Below are 22806 nucleotides of genomic sequence, written 5' to 3' on the forward strand. Positions count from 1 at the left end.
TGACTAAACATACTTGCCCTTTACGTTTTTCGTCATTTTATAAGCACCTTTTAAAACATTGATCAGCGCTTCGGTTTTCATGGGTTTGGCTATATAGTCGTCCATACCCTCGCTTATACACATGTCCCGGTCATCGGGGCCTGCATTCGCTGTCATTGCAATAATAAAAGGTTGCTTAAAGGCATATTGACGAATATGGCGGGTTGCCTCAAAACCATCCATCTCTGGCATCTGCACATCCATGAAAATCACGTCAAATTTTGGATTGGCTTTTAATTTATCGAGGGTCTCGTACCCGTTATGGGCCATGTCAAATTCATAACCCAGCTTTTCCAGCATGCGGCTAATAAGTTTTTGGTTAACGGTATTATCCTCGGCCACGAGTATATTAAGGGGATGTTCCTTTGCAAAATTCACATCGAGCAGCTTATCCGGCCTTATTTCGGGTGCTGGTGGTTGCATTTTACCCTCGAACTCGGCCTGCAGGCTTTTACCCAATTGCGATTGTTTTACCGGTTTGGTTAAAATGGCCGAAAATAAGCCCGGGTATTTTTTCTTTGAACCATCGCCAATAGAGCTAAGCATAATTACCGGAAGGCCTTTATAGTTATTTTTGATCTCCCGCGCTAATCCAACACCATCCATTTCGGGCATTTCCATATCAGTTATAACCAGGTTAAAACCATTATTAGCGGCAAGTACATCAAGCGCCTGTTTACCCGAAGCTGCAGCTACGGTTTGAATTCCCCATTGTTCAAGCTGTGTTTGCAGTATAAAGCGGTTGGTTTTATTATCATCAATAATAAGCACCTTTTTGCCTTCAAGCTCTTCCGCATTAAAAACAATAGGTACTTGCTTGGATTGTTTGCTGCTGATGGCGGTTTTTATGGTAAATACAAATACAGAACCCTCACCAAAAACACTTTCGGCCCATATTTCGCCGCCCATCAATTTTACCAGGCGTTCACTGATGACAAGCCCTAAGCCGGTGCCGCCATATTTGCGCGTGGTTGATGAATCAACCTGCGAGAAGGCGTTAAATAAAGTTGTTAGCTTATCTTCCGGGATACCTATACCGGTATCCATAACACTAAAGCCTATCTCAATTTCTTTATCATTAATTTTCTTTGACAAAAACACTTTGATAAACACCTCGCCTCGCTCGGTAAACTTCAACGCGTTTCCTGTTAAATTGGTAAGCACCTGTTTTAGCCTTAAACTATCGCCAATAACCTGATGAGGCAGAGCCGGATCGATCTGGTAAACGAGTTCCAGCTCACGCTTGGCTGCATTTTGCGAAAAGATATCCATTACCTCTTCAATACACTGGCGCAGGTCAAAATCTTCCTGCTCCATTTCCATTTTTCCTGATTCTATCTTGGAGAAATCAAGAATATCGTTGATCACATTTACCAAACTGTCGCCACAAGATATAATGGTATCGGTATAATCACGTTGCTCTGCATTCAGTTCGGTTTCGCCTAATAAGGAGGCCATGCCGATAACTCCATTCATCGGTGTCCTGATTTCATGGCTCATCGTAGCTAAAAATATGCTTTTGGCCTGGTTGGCTTTATCGGCTTCTTCCCGCGCTTCACGTTCCTGTTCTTTTTGTAGTTGCAATTCTTCTGATTGCGCCTGCAACTCTTCATTTAGGGCCTGTAACTCTTCCGACTGATTTTGGAGCTCGATATTCAAAGTCTGTAAATTTTCGGACTGGGCCTTCAATTCTTCCGATTGCTGCATAACTTCGGCAGTGCGTTCGGTAACCTGTTCTTCAAGCAGGTTCTTTTGTTGTACGATGGCATTTATCCTAAGTCGGTGCCATGTATAAATAATTACCGCAACAAACAAAACAAGTAAACTGATAAACCACCAGGTGAGCCAGAAAGGGGGGAGTACGGTAACATTTAAACTTACTTGCCTTACAGACCATTTTCCGTCGGTGCTGCGGCTTTTTACCCTGAAAACATAATTACCGGCGGGTAAATTGGTGTAAGTTGCTGTATTTTTATTGCCAACGTAGTTCCAGCTTTTATCAAAGCCTTCCAATTGATAAGCGTACGATTCCTTATTACTTAAGGCATAATCCATCGACACATATTCAAATGATATAACTGATTGGTCGTGTGTTAAGGTAATAGACTTTGTTTCTGCAATGTCTTCCTTCAATGGCGAGGAATCATCACTGTTTTGAGCTACGCGGATAGACTTGTTATAGATCTGAAAATCGGTGAGTATCAACGGCGGGTCATATATGTTATTCCTGATGCTTTCTGGGTTGAACATGTTAAATCCGTTAACACCACCAAAGTACATGACCCCATCATGGCTTTTTACTGCCGAGTGAGGTTTAAACTCTTCGGCCTGCAGGCCATCTTCAATAGTAAAATTTCTGAATTTATTGGTTTTAGGATTGTATCTCGAAAGACCTTTATTAGTACTTATCCATAAATTACCTCTGCTGTCTTCTTCAACAGCATAAGTATAATTATTGGGCAGGCCATCCTTTACTTTGAAATTTGCAACTTTACCTGTAACCGGATTTAAACGATAGATACCACCATAAGTACAGATCCAGATATTACCCAGATGATCTTCAAAAAGGTCAAGCGCAGTGTTGTTGCCAAGTGCGCTGTTCAGTTTTTCGTATTGTACCGGTTTAAATGAATTCGTCGCCGCATCATATAAATTAACGCCACCATCATTGGTGCCTATCCACAGGTTCCCTTTTGAATCGCCAAGTAACGAGTTAATATTATCGCTGCTGATACTTTTGGGGTTGTTGGCATCATGACGGTAATGAATAAATTTGTTGGTTTTAGGGTCAAACAGATCAAGCCCTGTTCCGAGGGTGCCAAACCACAGTTTCCCGTCGAGCGTTTTGGCTATGGCATAAATATTATTGCCGCTAATGCTGGTGCTGTCATTGGCATTATGCTTAAATGACCTGAAACTGCGGGTTTGCGGGTTCATCATGCTTACCCCATCGCCCCAGGTGCCTATCCACAAATTGTTTTTAGCATCCTCCTGAATAGTCAAAACATAATTGCCGCAGATATTGCTATTGTTGGTTTTATAAGCTTTGAACTCGCCTTTTTCAGGGTCAAAAAGGTTAAGGCCGCCACCATCTGTGCCAATCCAGATGTTGTTCTTTTTATCTTCGTACACACTTAGTACAAAGTTGTTGGATAAGCTGCCGGTTTGCGCGCCATGCTGGTAATGAGTGAAATTTTCGCTTGTTTTTTTATAAAAATTAAGTCCCGAGGCAAATGCACCTATCCACATGTTTCCGCTTTTGTCTTTCAGCATCACATCAACCGAATTATTGGCGATACTGCTGTTATCTACATCATCTTCCTGATGGTTACTAAATTTATTCTGGGCGTAGTTGAAAATATTCAGTCCGCCATTTTCGGTACCTATCCATAAGTCGTGGTTGCTGTCTTCGGCAAGGCACTGTACGCTATTATAAGAAAGGGAGTTTTTGTTGCGGGGATCGTTTTTGTAGTGAGTAAAGGTTTTGGTTGCCGGATCAAACAGGTTAAGCCCGCCGTCGCTTACACCCACCCATAAGCGGTGGCTGCTATCTTCTAAAATAGCATTGATCTTATTTGCCGAAAGAGAAGATGATTTGTTTCCGTCATGTGCAAAACGGGTGAAATTATGGCTTTGCTGATTGTAAAGGTTTAAGCCCCCATAGGTTGTACCCACCCATAATTTATTTTGGCTGTCTACATAAACATTGCGGACATTATTATCGCTTAAACTGCCTGTATCGGCAGCATTGTACCGGTAATGTGTGAATTTTTTCTGGGTTATATTAAACTGGTCAAGACCTTCTTTTTGATTTGCGATCCACAGGTTGCCGCTTTTATCGAGCGCTATCTTAACCAAAATATCACTTGCTAATGAATTAATATTACCGGGATTATGGCGATAATGGATAAAACGATCGAATTTACGGTCGTACATATTTAACCCGCCGCCGCTGGTCGAGATCCAAAGGTTACCATTATGATCCTCAACTATATCCTGAACAAAGCTATTACTGATGCTATTATTATCGCCGACAATATTTTTAAAAATTTTGAATTTGTAGCCGTCATAACGGTTAAGGCCATCGCGGGTACCTACCCATATGAAACCCCGGCTATCCTGCATGATGCAGTTTGTATTTAATTCGGAAAGTCCTTCACGACTACCAATGTGCTGAAAATGAATAGGATGGTTTTGTGAGTATGCGCATAACGAAATAGCTTGCAATAATAAAACAAGGTAACACTTATAGCTATTCATTAAAATAAATTTGGGCAAATTGAAGAAAGCGGTTTTAAACAAGCCTATTAGCTGCACTAAATTTAATAATTTTAAACATTTATTAAATAGCAGTTAATATCATTTTAGTATTTAAACGAGATGGCAACAGATTTGGTTATATTATTTTAACGAAACAAACATTTACTTTTGCGCTATGCAGCAACAGCCCAACAATCCCTTACATGGTAAAACCCTTGAGATGATACTTAACGAACTGGTAGCCCATTTTGGTTGGAAAGAGTTAGGCACACGGATCCGGATAAATTGTTTTAATGATAATCCGAGTATAAAATCAAGCCTTAAATTTTTGAGGAAAACAGATTGGGCAAGGAAAAAGGTAGAAGAGTTGTATTTGGAGATAGTGTGATACTTTCCACATATGTCATTGTGATAGAGACTTACGAAGTTTTTAAAACTTCGTAAGTCTGGATATAACGGATTTTTTACCCGTGCTTTTTCTTCTTATTCATTTTGGCCTTGGTACTGGCACTTAAATTATAAGTTTTAGCATTTGATGCTTTCTTTTCGTGAAAAGCTTCGCCAACACCCGCCGGTTTAACATCTTCTTTAGCATCGGCTTTTTTAGGTTTTGACTCGGTTACAATCACCAAATCATCCGGTAAATCGGCTACAGGGATCTTGCTGCCGATCATCTGTTCAATCTTTTTTACCTGGCTCAATTCAATATCAGTGGCAAAGGTCATGGCCAGTGTTTCTTCCTTAGTATCCTGGGTATGGTTTGCAACACGGCTAATAAACAGGTTATTATCGGCAGGTAAATCAAAATGAATAATGAAGGGGATACCGCCCAGGTCAAGTTCTTCCTCGTTTTCGTTGATTACGATCAGGATCCTTGCGCCGGCTTCAGCTTTAAAAGCGTCAATATCTTTAAAACCTTTTGTATCAAAAAACTTTGGATTTAGGTAAGCGACTCCGGTACGCAAACGGCTTTTGAGGCTTTGGAAAAGTTTTTCGGCGGTAGTTTGACTGTTTACAAACACAACTGTTTTGGTGAACAGCTCTTCATCGTACATGAAAAAATTAAGCAAGTTTAGCTTGGTGCCAAAGTTAGGCACGTTATATAGCAACTGCTCGTAGGTTTCAATAGCCGTATCGCTCAATTCATCAACCTCAATTATAGCCGGTTGCCTCATGAACGGATCAATCATTTTCTCAAGCTTAGCATGCATTACCTCCGTAAATACCAGGTGCTGGGCTTTGTCAATGCTGTTGGCCAACTCAACAACCGGCAACTGTAAGCCTTTTTTAATTATCCGGTCGGCATCATCAACCACCAGCAAATCAACCTTATTTAAATTTAAGGCTAATTTAAGATAGATAGCCCTTGCCCTGTCGGGAGTGGCTACAACAATATCGGCGCCATCGGCAAGGTCATCCATCTGGCTTTCAAAGCCAGGGGTAACGTATAAACCAACTATGCGGATAGATTTATTTTTGTTGAGCCTGTCAAACTGTTCTATAACAGCAAATACATTTTCTTTTTCGGGTACGAGGATCAACACGCGCGGAACACCTTCCGGGGCGTAGTTAAAGCGGTTTAAAACACCCAATACATAAGTGGTGGTTTTGCCGCTGCCCTCCGGGCCAATAGCAATGATATCCTGCCCGCCAATAATACGGTTGATGGTTTTAAGCTGGAGCTCTTTAGGATTTGCAAAACCGGCTTCGTTTACCGAACGCAATAATTGCTTGTTAAGCTTCAATTTATCAGACCACGCCATCAGGATATCAATTAAAATTTAAAATGAGGGTGCAAAAGTACCAAATTAACGCGTCATATTTTTATAAATCAACAGATAAGCGTTATATAGGGTACCAGTCGGTACTGTTGAGCAATGAAAATGCCGACCTCGGTTCAAGATCGAGGTAACGGTAAGTAACTTTTGAAAGGTATAAACCCTGCGGATGCGCCGGGATAATGATTTTGGGCGTTTGTTTGTTGGCAATATAAAACTCAAATTCATCTGTGCTTATCTTTCCCTGACCAATTTCAAGCAACCGCCCCACAGTAATCCTGATCATCTTATACAAAAAACGGTTGGCGGTAATGTTAAACCTCAGTTTACTACCGTTCCCATCGATATAAAGGCCGGCAGATTTTACGTGACAGATAGTATGCTCTATTTTATCGGGTGTTTTACACAAGGCGCGGAAATCTGTATAATCAGGCAGAATTGAAACAGCCTTTTTCATGGCATCCAAATCAAGGTCCTGATCAGGATAAAGCGAGCTGAAACGGCCCAGGAAAGGGTCTTTATAATTATGGATGAAATAATCATATGATCGGATCACACCATCAAAGCGGGCATGTGGATCGCCCTGCATCGGGATAATATCAAATATGGCAATATCATCCGGAAGCAGCTTATTTAGGCGAAACAAAAGGTCAAAGTCTAAATTATCATTAATATCGGCATGAAAAAAATACTGACTTGCGTGTACTTTTGCATCAGTACGGCCACAGCCGTTAATGGCAACCGGGTGTTTCAGAATTTTTTCCAGGGCTGTTTCAATTACCTCCTGTACAGTAATAGCTTTAGAAAGTTTTTGCCAGCCCGAATACCTGGCGCCGTGATAACCTATATGAAAAAAGTAACGCATTATTATTTATAAGTATAGTTTTCAAAAATGCAGATTATTTTAAGAACACTGCATAAAACAAAAGCCCAATGTAATTAAACACCGGGCTTTATCTATACAAAACAATTGTTTATACTTTTTTAGGTGGCAGATCAAATGCGATAGCATTGTGCTCAAAATGGCCTTTGTGCGACCCATCGCAGAATGGCTTATTTGCTGATAAACCACAACGGCAAATTGAAAGCACCGTACGGCCCTGTAAGCCATAAGCATTGCCTTGCATATCTACAATTTCAAAATCGCCTTCTATTTTAACCGAACCGTTATTATTAATGGTAAGTTTAGTTTTTTCCATGTTTTAAATTTTGCGCAAAGTTAAAATATGGCATCGGCCCAAAAGGGTTTATTTGTTATTTAGAAGTGTTCCTGATTGGATAAAACAGGGAAGGTAATTCAATTAAAGGATTGGTTGAACGCAACCAATACCTGCAAAAAAACACCCCTGTCAAGCGCAAATGAAGATGGCTGTTCGGGTTTTACCGGTTTGCCATTTTTTATTTTAAGCGGAAATAAGGCAATAAAATCACGGATACTGATCTCATACCTCAGCATAGGGTCGCGGCGATGGATTTCTTCCAGCCTCATTTCAAAAATGGAAACGCTTAACGGGTCTGCAATCATTACCCAAAACTAATATTTGTTTATGTGTGTACGATGAAACGTCAGCCATAAATGACAAACTTATGATGTGTAAAAATCCCCCCGGCAATCCATTCCGCCTAAATTTGTGATAGAGGCCGCGGTCTTTTACATCACAAAAACATTAAACTATGGAATACAGACAATTAGGCGCATCGGGATTACGGGTGCCCGTATTAAGCTTTGGTACTGCCACATTTGGCGGTGGTAACGAATTTTTTAAAGCATGGGGAAATACCCAGGTTGACGAGGCCAGGAAGCTGGTTAATATTTGCCTTGATGCCGGTGTTAACTTATTTGATACAGCAAACGTTTATTCGCAGGGTATTTCTGAAGAAATATTGGGCAAGGCCCTGGAAGGTATTCGTAATGAGGTGCTGATCTCAACCAAAGCCACTTTTACCATGGGAAAAGGAGCTAACGACTTCGGTTCATCGCGATATCATTTGATTAAATCTGCCGAAGATAGCCTGCGCCGTTTAAATACCGACAGGATTGACATCTATCATATGCACGGCTTTGATGCCAACACCCCGGTTGAAGAAACATTAAGGGCGCTTGATGACCTAGTAACCAGTGGTAAAGTACGTTACATAGCCTGCTCCAACTTTTCGGGCTGGCATTTAATGAAATCACTGTCTGTATCTGAAAGATATGGATGGAGCCGTTATGTGGCCCATCAGGCATATTATTCGCTGCTTAACCGCGAGTTTGAATGGGAACTGATGCCTTTAGGGATCGATCAGAAAGTAAGCACCATTGTTTGGAGCCCGCTATCATCGGGTCAGCTAAGCGGCAAGTTTAGGAGAGGACAACCAATCCCCGAAAGTTCAAGAACAGTACAGGGTGGCGCACATGGCCCGGCCACAAATTTTGATCATTTATACAACATTATTGATGCACTTGATGAGGTTGCCGAAGAAACAGGGAAATCAGTTGCACAGGTGGCACTGAACTGGTTACTGCAAAGGCCTACCGTTGCCAACCTGGTGATTGGTGCACGCAATGAGGAGCAGCTTAGGCAAAACCTTGGTGCCATTGGTTGGAATTTAACCATCGACCAGGTTAAAAAACTGGATGTCGCCAGTGAAGTAGATCCAATATACCCATACTGGCACCAGCGCCAAAACTTAAAACTGGTACCGCTGCCAATACAGTATTAAATGCATTTAACAATAAAGCTTACGTAAAACTACGTAAGCTTTATTGTTAAATACCGTAACAGCACGCTGTTATTGTTATGGCGATTCCTTTAGTTTTGTTTTAAAGGTAATGAGATATCCGCCATTACGATATCTAAACCTTATCACTATTTAAACCCCTGCTTTATGATCAAAAAACAGTACCTCAAGGAGATAGTTATATCGGCTACCCAGCAAAAAGGCAGCGCTTCAAATAATCAAAAAGAAGTATCTAAAATTCAAAGCTGGCTTAACCTGTATGCGGTTACTAATCCTTCGGCAGGTACGGCTACAGGTATTGATGGCAGTTTTGGCCCGGGTACCGAAACGGCGGTTAAAAATTTTCAGAAGGCAAAAGGTCTCCCACAAACAGGTATTGTTGACAGCAGTGTTTTTTCAGCTTTAACCCAACCTATGGTAAATGCATTCAAGAGTCCTGTTGCCGGTACCGGCCTTAGGGAGTTGATTGTAAATACAGCAATGCAGCATTTAAGCAATGCGCCTTTTGAACTTGTTATTAAAGGCCAAAGTAATAGTGGGCCGTGGGTGAGGGCTTACATGGATAATAATGAAGGAACACCCTGGTTTTGGTGCATGGGCTTTGTACAAACTATCATTGATCAGGCTGCAACCCAATTAGGAAAAGATTTCCGCACGTTGATGCCGCTCACCTATAGCTGCGATACCGTGGGCACAACCGGCATCAGTAAGGGTTTGCTGAGCCGCGTGGCAACAGTAAGGGCTAATCCTTCGGTAGTTAAGCCTGGTGATATTTTCCTTGTTCAAAAAACACCTAACGATTGGTTTCATACCGGGCTTATCACCGGTGTGCACGGCGATTTATTTGATACTATTGAAGGAAATACCAATACCGATGGCAGCAGCAACGGAAACGGTGTATACAAGCGTGTCCGTAATTTTCAAACTTCAAAGCTGGATGTGTTTTCAATACAACCACTTGTATAATAGCTTTCCCTGCAATTAATACCCCCTTGAGCCCCGTTTAGGGGCTTTCTGTTTTTATAAGCTAAAAGCAAAAGGCGGAAAGCTTAAAGCTAATTGAGCAGCAAATAATATGAACAGCAGCTTTTTGCTTTAAGCCTTCGGCTTTCAGCTCAATTAAGTAACAGTTAAATTACAATTGCTTCATAAAAAAAACAACGGATGGTTTTAGTCCTTTACAAAACTTAGCTAATTTGCGGGGCTGCCCGCCGGGGCATGCTTATAAATCCAATTAACCTGTTTTGAAAAATGATTAACCGTCGAAAGTTTATTCAATCAACCGCTGTAGCGGGTACAAGTTTTTTACTTGCACCTCAACTGTCAAAAGCTGCCGGATTTTTTAAAGGATCGCCCAATGAAAAAGTTGTATTAGGCATGATGGGCACCAACAGCCGTGGGCTGTATCTCGCTCAAAGCTTTGCTAAATTGCCCAATGTTGAGATCGGGTATATCTGCGATGTTGATTCGAATGTGGTTGCTAAAACGATTGATGCGATCTACAAACAAACGGGGAAAAAGCCGCAGGGTTTAACAGATATCCGCAAAATGCTGGAGATAAAGGATATTGATGCTGTAGTAGTTGCGCCGCCCGATCATTGGCACGCGCCGGCAACTATCATGGCTTGCCAGGCCGGTAAACATGTTTATGTTGAAAAACCATGCAGCCATAATCCGCATGAAGGGGAGATGGCTGTTGAAGCTGCAAATAAATATAAACGACTAGTGCAAATGGGGAGCCAGCGCCGTTCGTTTTCTAACGTGCAGGCCATGGTAAAAGAACTGCATGACGGTGTAATCGGCCGTACTTATTATGCGAAGGGCTGGTATACCAATCATCGGGCAAGCATTGGCAAAGGCAAACAGGTACCGGTACCTGCTAATTTAAATTACGATTTATGGCAGGGCCCAGCGCCAAGAAAGCCTTACCAGGATAACCTGATCCACTATAATTGGCATTGGTTTTGGAACTGGGGCACAGGTGAGGCCTTGAACAATGGCACGCACGAACTTGACGTAATTCGCTGGGGGCTTGGCGTCGACTATCCAAATAAGGTAGTGTCAACAGGTGGCCGCTTCCATTTTGATGACGATTGGCAAACACCCGATACGCAAAATATACTTTACAATTTCCCCAATAACACAGCGGCCGAATGGGAATGCCGCAGTTGCAATGGCTTCGATATTGAAAAATTAAGCAGGGGAGTGGTGTTTTATGGCGATAAAGGAACGCTGTTTTATGACAGTGGCAATAGTTATCGCGTTTATGACGGCGATAACAAACTGGTGAAAGAGATTAAAGATGATACCAAAGTAGATGGCACCAATAAAGTAAGCCCAACCGAAGCACTGGATGGTTTCCATATGAAAAACTTTGCCGATTCGATACGGGGGACGGATAAGCTGAACTGCCCGATTGAGATTGGTTTTAAATCAACCCTGTTGCCGCAATTAGGCAATATCTCATATCGCGTTGACCGGGTGCTGCACATCGATCCCAACAACGGTCATATATTGAAAGATCCCGAAGCACAAAAGCTTTGGAGCAGGGAGTATGAGAAAGGTTGGGAGGTAAAGGTATAATGCCAGTATCGCTAACTAAAAAACGGCCGCGATAACCTTTTGTCATCCTGAGCGATAGCGAAGGATCTTCTTCGATAAGCAAAATCGCTATACAGAGTGAAGAAGATGCTTCGTTCCTCAGCATGACAGCCGGTTTAAACTTGCCGCGCTATCGCTCGCAATGACATCTATTTAAAATCAAACAAGAAAATATCAATCAATGAAAAAAATAATCTACCCAGCAATTATGCTTTTGGCGTCAACGGCATTGAGCCCTGTAAGCGCGCAAACCAAATTATTTGATGGTAAAACCCTTAAAGGATGGAAACGGCTTGCCGGCAATGCCGATTATAAAGTAGAAGATGGAGCTATTGTTGGTACCACCGTACTTAACTCAGGTAATTCATTCTTAGTTACCGAAAAGGAATATGGCAATTTCATATTAGAACTGGATGCTAAAATTGAAAGTGAACTAAGTAACTCGGGCGTGCAAACCCGTAGCCATTTTGACCCGGAAGGTAATAAGGGCAAAGGCAAAGTTTATGGCCGGCAGTTTGAAATTGACCCGTCATCACGCAAATGGACTGGTGGCATTTATGACGAAGGTCGGCGCGATTGGCTTTATCCGCTTGATCTCAATCCCAAAGCCAAAGATGCTTTTAAAGTAGGCGAATACAATCACATCAAAATTGAATGCATCGGCAACGAAATGAAAACCTGGGTAAACGGAATGCCAGCCGGCGATGTAGTTGATACTATTGATAGCAAAGGCTTTATAGCTTTGCAGGTACATGCTGTAAGCGAAGAAAAACAAGCAGGGAAAAAGGTGTACTTCAAAAATATTAATCTGAAGACCACCAACTTAAAGGCTACCCCGTTTCCAAAGGATGTGTATGTAGTTAATCTTACACCCAACAGCTTAACCGCTGCCGAAAAGGCAAACGGCTGGAAACTTTTATACGATGGTAAAACCAATACCGGCTGGCGCGGTGCAACCCTTAAAGGTTTCCCTGAAAAAGGCTGGGAATACGCTGATGGCACCATGCACGTATTGCCATCTGCCGGGCAGGAAGAATCAGGCGGCGGCGATATTGTAACCAATGATAATTATAGTGCTTTTGACCTGTCGTTTGAATTTAAACTTACTCCGGGGGCTAATAGTGGTGTTAAATATTTTGTAACCCTGTCCGAGGTTACCAAGGGTTCGGCTATTGGTCTGGAGTACCAGGTGCTTGATGATAAACTGCACCCAGATGCCAAACTTGGCCGCGACGGTGACCGCACCTTAGCTTCATTATACGACCTGATAAAAGCCAACAAACAGGATCGTTTTGTTCACCCGATAGGAGCATGGAATATTGGCCGCGTGGTGGTTTATCCAAACAATCATGTTGAACATTATCTGAATGGGGTAAAAGTATTGGAATATGAACGCGGTTCAACAGCTTTCCGCGACCTGGTAGCCATAAGCAAGTATAAGATCTGGAAAAACTTTGGCGAAGCTGCCGAAGGTCATTTGTTATTGCAGGATCATGGGAATGAGGTGTTTTTCAGGAGTATCAAGGTTAGGGAATTGAAGTAAGGGAGCTCTTTATTCTTCTATATATCTTGCGCTCATTGCTAACAAACGCAAGAATTGAACCCAGACTTACGAAGTTTCAGAAACTTCGTAAGTCTTCGTTACGCTTCAACCTCTCTAACTATCGTTCCCCCCTTTAGGTGGTTAAGGGGGTTACAACGAACTCCTCAACCTCACGGTAAATGGCACTGCAAAATGCTCATGGCAATTGTTCAAAGCAAACTCAGCTGCTTTGCTGCCCATGAGTTTAAAATCGGTTGATATGGTGGTAATACCGTCAAGAATGATCTCCTTAAGCGCTGTTTCGTTATAAGATATCACACCTACATCTTTGGCTACTTTTAAGTCGGAGGCGATGATGTTTTTAATGAGGTCAACCAGGTCGTCCTCTGTAAGACTAATATATACGGTATTTTTCTGGATAGTTTCTGTAGATAATGTTTCAACTATACCGTATTCAAAAGCGTATTGCCTGCAAAAATTCAGGAAACCCTTCATAATCTCCTTAGAGTGATAGGTTTTACCGGGGAAGATTAGCTTGAGCGTATGGTATTTGCTCAGGTTGTCCAGCATGCTTTTAAGGGCTTCGTAAACATCAGTAGCGAAGTTTTCGTAGATCGCTGCAAATTTGCCGTTTACACCCGGAACCAGATTATCCAACAAAATCAGTTTATCCTTAGGAATGGTGTTGATGATCTCATGCGCCTTGGTTTCATTATCTATGAAATGGGGGATAACAATGTATTTTGCATAATCGGCCTGGATACTTTCGGTTATGATCTTTTTAAAAAAGTAAAAATCATTATTGTAGATATAAAAATCAATTGCAGCCTGTTCGCCAATAGTAGCTACAAAGGCATCGTAAATGATTTTTTTATGAGCACTAAGTTTATTGAACAGCAAGAAGATCTTAACCGGCTTCTGAAAATCGGTATTTGAAATAAAAAAACCTTTGCCTGGCACCGAACTTACAATGCCTTTCTCTTTTAGTTCCTTGTAAACACGTTCAATGGTATTGCGTGAAGTATCCAGCGCGTAGCTTAGGTCATTGATAGAAGGGAGCATATCGTCCTTTACTATCTGCCCGCTTTCAATAGCCCCGATGATAGCATTAGATAGCTGCAGGTATTTAGGCGTAATGGAGTACTCGTCTATCGATAAGATCTTTAAATAATTCTTCACATCACAAATGTAATATTTGAAAGCGCATTTTTACCCTCGACAGGATAGACAAAGATGGCTATGTCGAGCTTTACCGGTCAATATAGAATCAACGAAATCAGCGTAATCAAAAAACTCAGCGGTCTTTCTTTTTAAACGCATAATACAAATACCCCAACGCCGGCAATATAAATAAACTGCCTACCAATAAACCAATGCCTAAGTCATCTATACTGTTGCTGTTGGCGTGTTCGGTAAGTAAAGACATCGAACTGCCATCCTTAAAAATAACAAACCTTGGGAAGCGTGAAAACCCAACCGATATCAATATCATACACACCTGGAAAGCTGCCAGTACCCTGATCCATTGCCGGTTTCGGCGATGTGATATGATCAGATAAAGCACAGCTAATGAAATTGTTGCAGCTATTACTGCAACTAAACTTACGGGGTTGCCAAAAATCCAGTTTGCAAGACGAACATGTTCAAAATGAGATGCTAAGAACACTAATGCACCACATATTACCGCAGCAATGTTCATGATTTTTGCCTTGCGGATATAACGCTTGATTTCGTCAACGTCTTCAGTTTCGCCTACTATATATATAGCTGCAAGGAAGCCGCACAGTGCCACGGTAAAAAAGCCAACGGATACCGAAAACCAATTAAACCAGCTAAATATGTAAGCATGTACGAAGTCAGTAGCTTTTGGATCAATTTGACCCGATAAAGCACTGCCAGCGATGATGCCCAAGAACAGCGGTGTAACAAAGCTAGAATAAACGAATATGTGGGTATAAAAAGCCTGTGTTTTTTCGTCTTTAATAGCATCATAGTTACGGAATGAAAATGCCGTACCCCGGGCAATTACACCAAGTAGCATTATCAATAACGGAATATGTAGGTAAATACACATTTCGCTGTAAATAACCGGGAATCCAACAAATAGCACCACCACAGTAATGATGAGCCACATGTGGTTGGCCTCCCAAATAGGGCCGATGGCCTGGTACATGATCTTACGGGTGCGGTGTTTATTATCTGTTGATGTAAAAAGTTCGATTATGCCTGCACCGAAATCGGCCCCGCCTAATAAAAAGTAAAGCGTGATTGCCGCAAAAAGGAAGAGGATTACAATATATAGCATCATGGCTGTGCAGTTTTACGGTCATACAATTCGGGCACCATCTGGATCTGCCTTTTCAATAAAAATATAACAGCAACACTCAGCGTAAAATAAATAAAGCTGAACAGGTAAAACGAATACTGAATGCCGGGCATGGGGGTAACCGCCTCGCTGGTGCGCATAACACCCTGTATAATCCAGGGCTGTCTACCAACTTCTGTAACTGTCCACCCGGCTTCAAGGGCTATAAAACCAAGTGGGGTAGCCCAAATGAAGGTTTTCAGAAACCAGGGTTTGGAGATCAGGTCTTTCTTTTTCCAGAGTTCATAAAAATAGATGATCCCGATCAGCATCATCAAAACGCCTATACCTACCATGATCTGGAACGCGTAGTGCGTAACGGCTACCGGTGGTTGATTTTTTACAGGGATCTTATCCAACCCGTTTACCGGCGTTTTAAAGTTATCATGTACTAAGAAGCTTAATAAACCAGGAATTTCTATACCGTAATTTACCTTTTTAGCTGCTGTATCCGGAATGCCGCCAATAACCAGCGGTGCATATTCCTGAGTGTGGAAGTATGCCTCCATTGCGGCCAGTTTTGCAGGCTGACGTTTGGCTGCGTTTTTGGCCGAAAGGTCACCGCTAAAGGGTTGCAGAATTGCTGCGGCTGCTCCGAATATAATGGCGATTTTAAATGCCTTGGTATGGAAAGCAATGTTTTTCTTTCTGTATATCATTAACGCATGGATGCCCGCTACTGCGAAACCTGTTGCTGAAAACGCTGCAATGATCATATGTAATGATTCGGAAAACCAGGCCTTGTTGAACATGGCTTTTACCGGGTCGATATTAATATACTGCCCGTTCACAAAATCAAATCCTGACGGACTATTCATCCACGAATTGGCGGCTACAACCAGGATGCCGGATGCAACACCGCTCACACCAACAATGATTCCGGCTGTCCAGTGTACCCAGTTATTTAACCGGTTCCACCCGTAAAGGAATAAGCCTAATGCTATCGCCTCAATAAAAAAGGCCACACCTTCCAGGGAGAATGGCATACCAAAGATAGGTCCGGCATGCCTCATAAAGCCCGGCCAAAGCAAACCAAGCTCAAACGAGAGCATGGTGCCCGATACAGCACCGGTGGCAAAAAAGATAGCCACGCCCTTGCTCCAGGCAACAGTGATGTTTTTATAAACAGGATCCTGCGTCTTTATCCATTTGAAGTGTGATATGGCCATAAAAACCGGCATCACCATACCGATACAGGAGTATATGATATGAAAACCTAACGATAAGGCCATTTGGGATCTGGCCGCTAAAAAATCATCCATACGTGTTATACTTAAATAATGGCTGAAATTAAATGTTAATGTAACAAATCTGTAACTAAATGCTTATCGATATTGAATTTAAAGTGTGTTTTTTATTGAAGAAAAGTTGGATTAGTAGTGATTATTTAGTAATAATTGAGCTATAAAACCTTTTTCTGGCGCGAGCATGCAGCGCTGGCCGAAAGCGTAAAGTACCCGTGACTGTTTTAGATCGTCACAATTAACCTTTCTGCTCTTTGCCAGCTCTTCATACTTGCGCCAGTTGCTTTTTTCAAGTCTCCCCTTCAGGGGAGATTTAGAGGGGCTCGGGCTTACCCTTTTTTCGTCGTTGATCCCCTGATGATCAATTCCGGTTTTATACTGATGATCTTTGGTTTAACCGAAACCTCAGTACTGGCGTTCTCCTGGAAAAACAGGTTGCCAATGGTTTTGCCCATATAAATACTGAACTGATCTATAGTAGTTATCGACGGACTGGTAATCTCTGTAAAAGCTTCATTGGAGTAACCGCAAATGCCCAATTCTGAAGGTACCTTGATATTCATAACATTAGCAACCTCCAAAACACCTAAAGCCGAAAAATCAGATGTTGAAGCAAATATGGCGTCCGGTGGGTGGGGGAGATTAAGCAGTTTACGGGTAGCTTCGGCACCAAGCTCTTTTGTCCAGGCGTTTTCAACTACCAATTCATCAATAACTTTCACCTTATGAGTTTCCAAGGCCCGCAGGTACCCATTTTTACGCTGGCGAAAAATATTAAGGTTTTGCGGGCCTTCCAGTAAGGCTATACGTTTATATCCGTTTTCTATCAGGTGCGATACCGCTTCAAATGAAGCCTGTTCGTTATCATTGATCACTTTAAGCGTTTCCAGTTCTTCCGCAACGCGGTCAAACTGGATGAGTTGAATACCATGGTCAAGTACGTTTTGCAGGTGCTGGTAATCATAGCTATCAGCTGATACAGAGATCACAATGCAATCCACATGTTGGTTAATCAAAGTATTTACGCACTGAATTTCTTTATCATGCACCTCGCCCGACTGGCAGATGATCAGGTTGTATCCTTTTTGATAGGTTGTTTCCTCAATCCCGGCTATTACATTACTGAAAAAGTTCTGGTTTATCCGTGGTACCACCACGCCAATGGTTTTTGAATGCCCCTTGCGCAGGTTTGAAGCAAGGGTATTGCGTTTGTAATTCAGTTCATCGGCAGTTTTAATGATCAGCTCCCTTGTTTTTTCGTTTACCTGGCTGCTGTTGTTCAGTGCCCTTGATACCGAAGAGGCAGTTATGCCGAGCTTGGCGGCAATGTCATAAATGGTGGTACGTTTAACTTTCTTCATTATAGCGTGCAAGTTGGAAAAAATATTTTACGCAATCGATTGCAATTTTTATTTATTTCTTTATTTTCGTTGCGTTAAGTTACCAATTAATAAATACAACCAAAAAATCATACAAAAATCTGAATAGGCTATGCTGTTATTAGGGATCGATATAGGTACGTCGTCGGTAAAGGTAAGTGTTGTTGATGCCGCAACTCAAAATACAATTGCTTCGGCACAATACCCCGACCAGGAGTCGCCAATAAAAGCATTGCACCCCGGCTGGGCCGAGCAATCACCATCAATGTGGTGGGAGCAGGCACAAAAAGCATTGGAGCGCTGTCATGCTAAAGGCGGTTACAACCCAAGCGATATAGCTGCCATTGGTATCGCTTATCAAATGCACGGGCTTGTACTTGTTGATAAGGATCAAAACGTACTTCGCGATAGTATTATATGGTGCGATAGCCGCGCCGTTGAAATTGGTGATAAAGCTTTTGCAGCAATAGGCGAGGAGCATTGCCTGTCGCATCTGCTTAATTCTCCGGGGAACTTTACGGCCTCAAAACTGGCCTGGGTAAAGGAAAATGAACCGGAGATTTACAGCAAAATTGATAAGATCATGCTGCCTGGCGATTATATTGCCATGAAACTAACCGGGGAGATTACCACATCGGTATCGGCGCTGTCTGAAGGTGTGTTCTTTGATTTCAAGACTAATGGCATCTCCAAAGAGGTTGTCAGTTACTTTGGTTTTGATGAAAGCCTGTTTCCGGTTATTAACCCCGTATTTTCTTCACACGGAACTTTGCAGGCATCCGTCGCCGAAAAACTGAATTTAAAAGCCGGCATCCCGGTTACCTATAAATCAGGCGATCAGCCTAATAATGCTTTATCGTTAAATGTGTTAAACCCTGGCGAAGTAGCAGCTACTGCGGGCACATCAGGCGTTATATATGGTGTTGATGATCAACTGGTTTACGATCAGCAATCGCGCATCAACACTTTTGCGCACGTCAACTATGCCTCCGAACAAAAAAGACTTGGTGTACTGCTTTGCATTAACGGAACAGGTAGTTTGTATCGCTGGGTAAAAAACACCTTCGGAACCGGCTACAGCTACAACCAAATGAATGCCGAAGCCGAAAAAGCGCCTTTAGGCAGCGAAGGGCTGCAGGTATTGCCCTTTGGCAATGGTGCCGAACGCATGTTAAATAACAAGCAGGTAGGCGCGCATTTTCAAAACATCGATCTTAACCTGCATACCCCGGCACATATTTTCAGGGCTGTGCAGGAGGGGATAGCCTCATCATTCCGCTATGGCTTTGACATTATGCGCGGCAATGGCATGAACCCAACTGTGATCCGTGCAGGCAAAAGCAACCTTTTCCTGAGCGATCTGTTTACCCAAACCTTTGTAAATGCTACAGGTGTACCCGTTGAGCTTTATAATAATGATGGCAGCGTTGGCGCAGCATTAGGGGCAGGGATAGGTGCCGGTATTTTCAAATCACCTGCAGACGCATTCAGCAATATCAAAGCCATCAAGTTAGTTGAACCAACAACTGATGCGTTTGAACCGGTTTACCAGGAGTGGAAGGCCCTTTTAGAGGCGAAACTGAGGTGAAAGGGAAAAGGTTAAAGGTGAAAAGTGTTGCCCGTGTATCCAAATAAATAATTCAACAATTATCCAATAAAAAAATCACTAATTCAATAACTCACTAATTCAATAATTAAAATGATAGTAACAGGAGAAAAGGAATTTTTCAAAGAAATAGGCCAGATAAAATTTGAAGGCCTTGAATCAGGTAACCCACTGGCGTTTCGCTGGTACGACGCTGATAGGGTAGTGGCTGGCAAAACCATGAAAGATCATTTACGCTTTGCAGGTGCTTACTGGCATTCGTTCTGCGGTAATGGTGCCGATCCATTTGGTGGCGCAACGCATGTTTTCCCCTGGGATGAAAAAGCAGACGCTGTAGAGCGTGCTAAAGACAAGATGGATGCAGCATTTGAGTTCCTGACTAAAATGAACCTGCCTTATTACTGTTTCCACGATGTTGACGTAGTTGACTATGGCAATGACGTTGCCGAAAATGATCGCCGTTTACAGGCTTTGGTTGATTATGCTAAACAAAAACAAGCTGCCAGTGGTGTAAAATTGCTTTGGGGCACAGCAAACCTGTTCAGCCACAAACGTTACATGAACGGCGCTTCAACCAATCCCGATTTTCATGTATTGGCACATGCCGGTGCGCAGGTAAAAGCTGCAATGGACGCAACTATCGCTTTAGGTGGTGAAAACTATGTTTTCTGGGGTGGCCGCGAAGGTTATATGAGCCTGCTTAACACCAATATGAAACGCGAGCAGGAGCATTTGGCTAAGTTTTTACACACAGCTAAAGATTATGCCCGTAAACAAGGCTTTAAAGGCACATTCTTTATCGAGCCAAAACCATGTGAGCCAACCAAGCATCAATATGATTATGATGCAGCTACTGTATTAGGCTTTTTACAGAAATACGATTTGATCAATGATTTTAAACTGAACCTTGAAGTTAACCACGCTACATTGGCCGGCCATACTTTCCAGCATGAGCTTCAGGTAGCTGCCGATTCTGGTTTATTAGGCTCTATCGATGCTAACCGTGGCGATTCACAGAACGGCTGGGATACAGATCAATTCCCGAACGATATCAATGAAGTAACCGAATGCATGCTGATCATTCTTGAAGCAGGCGGCTTCCAGGGCGGTGGTATTAACTTTGACGCTAAGATCCGTCGTAACTCAACTGATCCTGCTGATTTGTTCTATGCGCACATTGGTGGTATGGATCTTTTTGCAAGGGCGTTGATAACTGCCGATAACATCCTGCAGAAATCAGAATACAAAAAATTACGTACCGAAAGGTATGCCTCATTTGATGCCGGCACCGGGAAAGATTTTGAAGAAGGCAAGGTTTCTTTGGAAGATTTGCGTAACTATGCGATCGCTAATGGTGAACCAAAAGTGACAAGCGGTAAACAAGAATACATCGAAAATTTGATAAATCGATATATATAGTTTATAATTGTCAATCATACATATTAAACCCAAAGACAAACCAAAACAATGAACCTGAAAACCCTCTCGAATGGCGATTATGCTGTTTTCTTTATCTACTTTGTAATTGTTGCCAGTTACGGCTGGTGGGTGTATAAGCGTAAACATAACGCCGATGCCACCTCAAAGGACTATTTTTTGGCCGAAGGATCTTTAACCTGGTGGGCTATCGGCGCATCGCTCATCGCTTCAAATATTTCTGCCGAACAATTTATAGGTACAAGTGGGTCTGCATTTAAAATGGGGCTGGCAATATCTACTTACGAGTGGATGGCTGCTATTACCCTCATCATTGTGGCGGTTTTCTTTATCCCGGTATATCTTAAAAACAAGATCTTTACCATGCCGCAGTTCCTGCATCAGCGGTATAACGGAACAGTAGCCATGATCATGGCCATCTTTTGGCTGTTGCTGTACATCGTGGTTAACTTAATGTCGATCCTTTACCTTGGTGCATTAGCTGTAAGCGGAATATCAGGCCTGGATATTCACCTGTGTATCTGGCTGCTTGCTATATTCTCGGCTGTTATTACCCTGGGAGGTATGAAAGTTATTGGCTATACCGACGTTATCCAGGTAGCGGTATTGATACTGGGTGGGTTAATGGCGTCTTACCTTGCACTTACTTTATTAAGTGAAAAAGAAGGTACTACGGGCCTATTAAACGGTTTCAAGATCCTGCATAACGAAGCTACCGATCACTTCCATATGATCTTTAAAAAGGATAATCCAAATTATATGGATCTTCCGGGCTTATCGGTACTGATAGGCGGTATGTGGATCACCAACCTTAACTACTGGGGCTGTAATCAGTATATCACGCAAAGGGCCCTGGGTGCAAACCTTAAAACAGCCCGTGGCGGTATCCTGTTTGCGGCTTTCCTTAAGTTGCTGATGCCTGTTATTGTGGTATTGCCTGGTATTGCTGCTTACCTGTTATATCAAAAAGGTATGTTCCACCAGGAAATGGCAAGCTCATCAGGTGTATTGGATCCTAACAAAGCGTATCCATCACTGTTAAACTTATTGCCAAGCGGCTTAAAAGGTCTTTCATTTGCTGCGTTAACAGCTGCAATTGTGGCCTCGTTAGCAGGTAAAGCAAACAGTATTGCTACCATCTTTACGTTAGATATTTACAAAAAAGCAATCAACCCTGAGGCTACCGATAAAAAACTGGTTAACCTGGGTAAGATCTCCGTACTTGTTGCCTTGTTATTAGGTATCCTGTTATCTGAGCTTATCGGTAAAGCATTAATGGGCGAAGGCAAACAGGGCTTCCAATACATTCAGGAGTATACAGGCTTCGTTTCTCCTGGTATCTTTGCTATGTTTATCCTTGGTTTCTTTTGGAAAAAAGCGACTTCAAATGCCGCGTTATTTGCAACCATTGGCGGGTTCATATTCTCATGCTTCTTTAAACTTTGCCCAAGGTTTATTGATCTGAGTTTCCTGTCGCCGTATGGTTTCTCAAAATTAGCCCTGCAGGATGATAAGGTAACCAAGTTATATGAAATCCCTTTCCTTGACCGTATGGGTTTTGTATTTATTCTCTGCGTTATCGGTATGTATATTATTTCAAAAATTGACCAGGCCAGGGGCATTACAACAAACGGCCTTGAAATTGATGGTTCAATGTTTAAAACTTCAAGAGGTTTCTTAGCAGGCGCCTTAATTGTAACCGGCATCGTAGTTGCATTGTACTCAATTTTCTGGTAGCAGAAATTTTACCAATAGACAGGAAAAGGCGATGGGTTAATACTCGTCGCCTTTTTTGTGTAATTGCCGATAACTTTTACCCGCTAACGAAAA

17 protein-coding genes are annotated in these 22806 nt (G+C 42.3%); 8 read left to right on the forward strand and 9 right to left on the reverse strand.

The features are described from left to right. Positions 1-3 precede the first annotated feature (3 nt). The gene (locus AC59JO_RS07230; protein ID WP_497304407.1) at positions 4-4299 is read right to left on the reverse strand and encodes a hybrid sensor histidine kinase/response regulator; all 4296 of its coding nucleotides are present in this window, start codon (positions 4297-4299) and stop codon (positions 4-6) included. A gap of 175 nt (positions 4300-4474) precedes the next feature. Between AC59JO_RS07230 and AC59JO_RS07235 the strand changes: the two genes are divergently transcribed. Next, entirely contained in the window at positions 4475-4687 is a 213-nt protein-coding gene (locus AC59JO_RS07235; protein WP_413668035.1) for a VF530 family protein, read from the forward strand. 76 nt (positions 4688-4763) lie between these two features. On the opposite strand, the gene AC59JO_RS07240 is transcribed toward AC59JO_RS07235, so the two are convergent. The 4 genes from AC59JO_RS07240 to AC59JO_RS07255 form a co-directional block, all read right to left on the reverse strand. Further along, complete coding sequence (locus AC59JO_RS07240) at positions 4764-6062, reverse strand: DEAD/DEAH box helicase (protein WP_497304409.1); 1299 nt, start codon at positions 6060-6062, stop codon at positions 4764-4766. Positions 6063-6144: 82 nt separating this feature from the next. After that, on the reverse strand, positions 6145-6942 hold the full coding sequence (locus AC59JO_RS07245) for a tRNA pseudouridine synthase A (protein ID WP_413668037.1): 798 nt from the start codon (positions 6940-6942) through the stop codon (positions 6145-6147). A gap of 109 nt (positions 6943-7051) precedes the next feature. Further along, complete coding sequence (locus tag AC59JO_RS07250) at positions 7052-7276, reverse strand: CDGSH iron-sulfur domain-containing protein (RefSeq protein ID WP_110583172.1); 225 nt, start codon at positions 7274-7276, stop codon at positions 7052-7054. Positions 7277-7374: 98 nt separating this feature from the next. After that, entirely contained in the window at positions 7375-7602 is a 228-nt protein-coding gene (locus tag AC59JO_RS07255; protein ID WP_413668038.1) for a hypothetical protein, read from the reverse strand. A gap of 149 nt (positions 7603-7751) precedes the next feature. Between AC59JO_RS07255 and AC59JO_RS07260 the strand changes: the two genes are divergently transcribed. The 4 genes from AC59JO_RS07260 (at position 7752) to AC59JO_RS07275 (ending at position 12945) form a co-directional block, all read left to right on the forward strand. Beyond that, positions 7752-8783 (forward strand): aldo/keto reductase, encoded by a 1032-nt coding sequence (locus AC59JO_RS07260; RefSeq protein WP_497304413.1) that lies wholly within the window; start codon positions 7752-7754, stop codon positions 8781-8783. A 165-nt stretch (positions 8784-8948) separates the two neighbouring features. Beyond that, positions 8949-9767, forward strand: a complete 819-nt coding sequence (locus AC59JO_RS07265) for a peptidoglycan-binding domain-containing protein (RefSeq protein WP_413668040.1) — start codon at positions 8949-8951, stop codon at positions 9765-9767. 285 nt (positions 9768-10052) lie between these two features. Continuing rightward, on the forward strand, positions 10053-11384 hold the full coding sequence (locus AC59JO_RS07270) for a Gfo/Idh/MocA family protein (RefSeq protein WP_497304415.1): 1332 nt from the start codon (positions 10053-10055) through the stop codon (positions 11382-11384). Positions 11385-11583: 199 nt separating this feature from the next. Continuing rightward, on the forward strand, positions 11584-12945 hold the full coding sequence (locus AC59JO_RS07275) for a 3-keto-disaccharide hydrolase (protein WP_413668042.1): 1362 nt from the start codon (positions 11584-11586) through the stop codon (positions 12943-12945). 150 nt (positions 12946-13095) lie between these two features. Here the strand turns inward: AC59JO_RS07275 and AC59JO_RS07280 are convergent, their stop codons facing one another. From AC59JO_RS07280 to AC59JO_RS07295, 4 genes are all read right to left on the reverse strand, one after another. Continuing rightward, the gene (locus AC59JO_RS07280) at positions 13096-14124 is read right to left on the reverse strand and encodes a GntR family transcriptional regulator (protein ID WP_413668043.1); all 1029 of its coding nucleotides are present in this window, start codon (positions 14122-14124) and stop codon (positions 13096-13098) included. A 115-nt stretch (positions 14125-14239) separates the two neighbouring features. Next, the gene (locus tag AC59JO_RS07285; RefSeq protein ID WP_413668044.1) at positions 14240-15253 is read right to left on the reverse strand and encodes a cytochrome d ubiquinol oxidase subunit II; all 1014 of its coding nucleotides are present in this window, start codon (positions 15251-15253) and stop codon (positions 14240-14242) included. After that, entirely contained in the window at positions 15250-16572 is a 1323-nt protein-coding gene (locus AC59JO_RS07290) for a cytochrome ubiquinol oxidase subunit I (RefSeq protein ID WP_413668045.1), read from the reverse strand. The genes AC59JO_RS07285 and AC59JO_RS07290 overlap by 4 nt, the downstream gene beginning before the upstream one ends. A gap of 311 nt (positions 16573-16883) precedes the next feature. Further along, on the reverse strand, positions 16884-17915 hold the full coding sequence (locus tag AC59JO_RS07295; protein ID WP_497304418.1) for a LacI family DNA-binding transcriptional regulator: 1032 nt from the start codon (positions 17913-17915) through the stop codon (positions 16884-16886). A gap of 130 nt (positions 17916-18045) precedes the next feature. Here AC59JO_RS07295 and AC59JO_RS07300 point away from each other — a divergent pair, with 130 nt between their 5' ends. The 3 genes from AC59JO_RS07300 to AC59JO_RS07310 all read left to right on the forward strand — a co-directional run bounded on the left by AC59JO_RS07300 (position 18046) and on the right by AC59JO_RS07310 (position 22713). Then, entirely contained in the window at positions 18046-19521 is a 1476-nt protein-coding gene (locus tag AC59JO_RS07300) for a xylulokinase (protein WP_497304420.1), read from the forward strand. 111 nt (positions 19522-19632) lie between these two features. Then, the gene (gene xylA, locus AC59JO_RS07305) at positions 19633-20958 is read left to right on the forward strand and encodes a xylose isomerase (RefSeq protein WP_497304422.1); all 1326 of its coding nucleotides are present in this window, start codon (positions 19633-19635) and stop codon (positions 20956-20958) included. A 54-nt stretch (positions 20959-21012) separates the two neighbouring features. Continuing rightward, positions 21013-22713, forward strand: a complete 1701-nt coding sequence (locus AC59JO_RS07310; RefSeq protein WP_413671163.1) for a sodium/sugar symporter — start codon at positions 21013-21015, stop codon at positions 22711-22713. The last annotated feature ends 93 nt before the right edge of the window (positions 22714-22806 follow it).

The sequence above is a fragment of the Mucilaginibacter sp. A5337 genome (assembly GCF_059690695.1).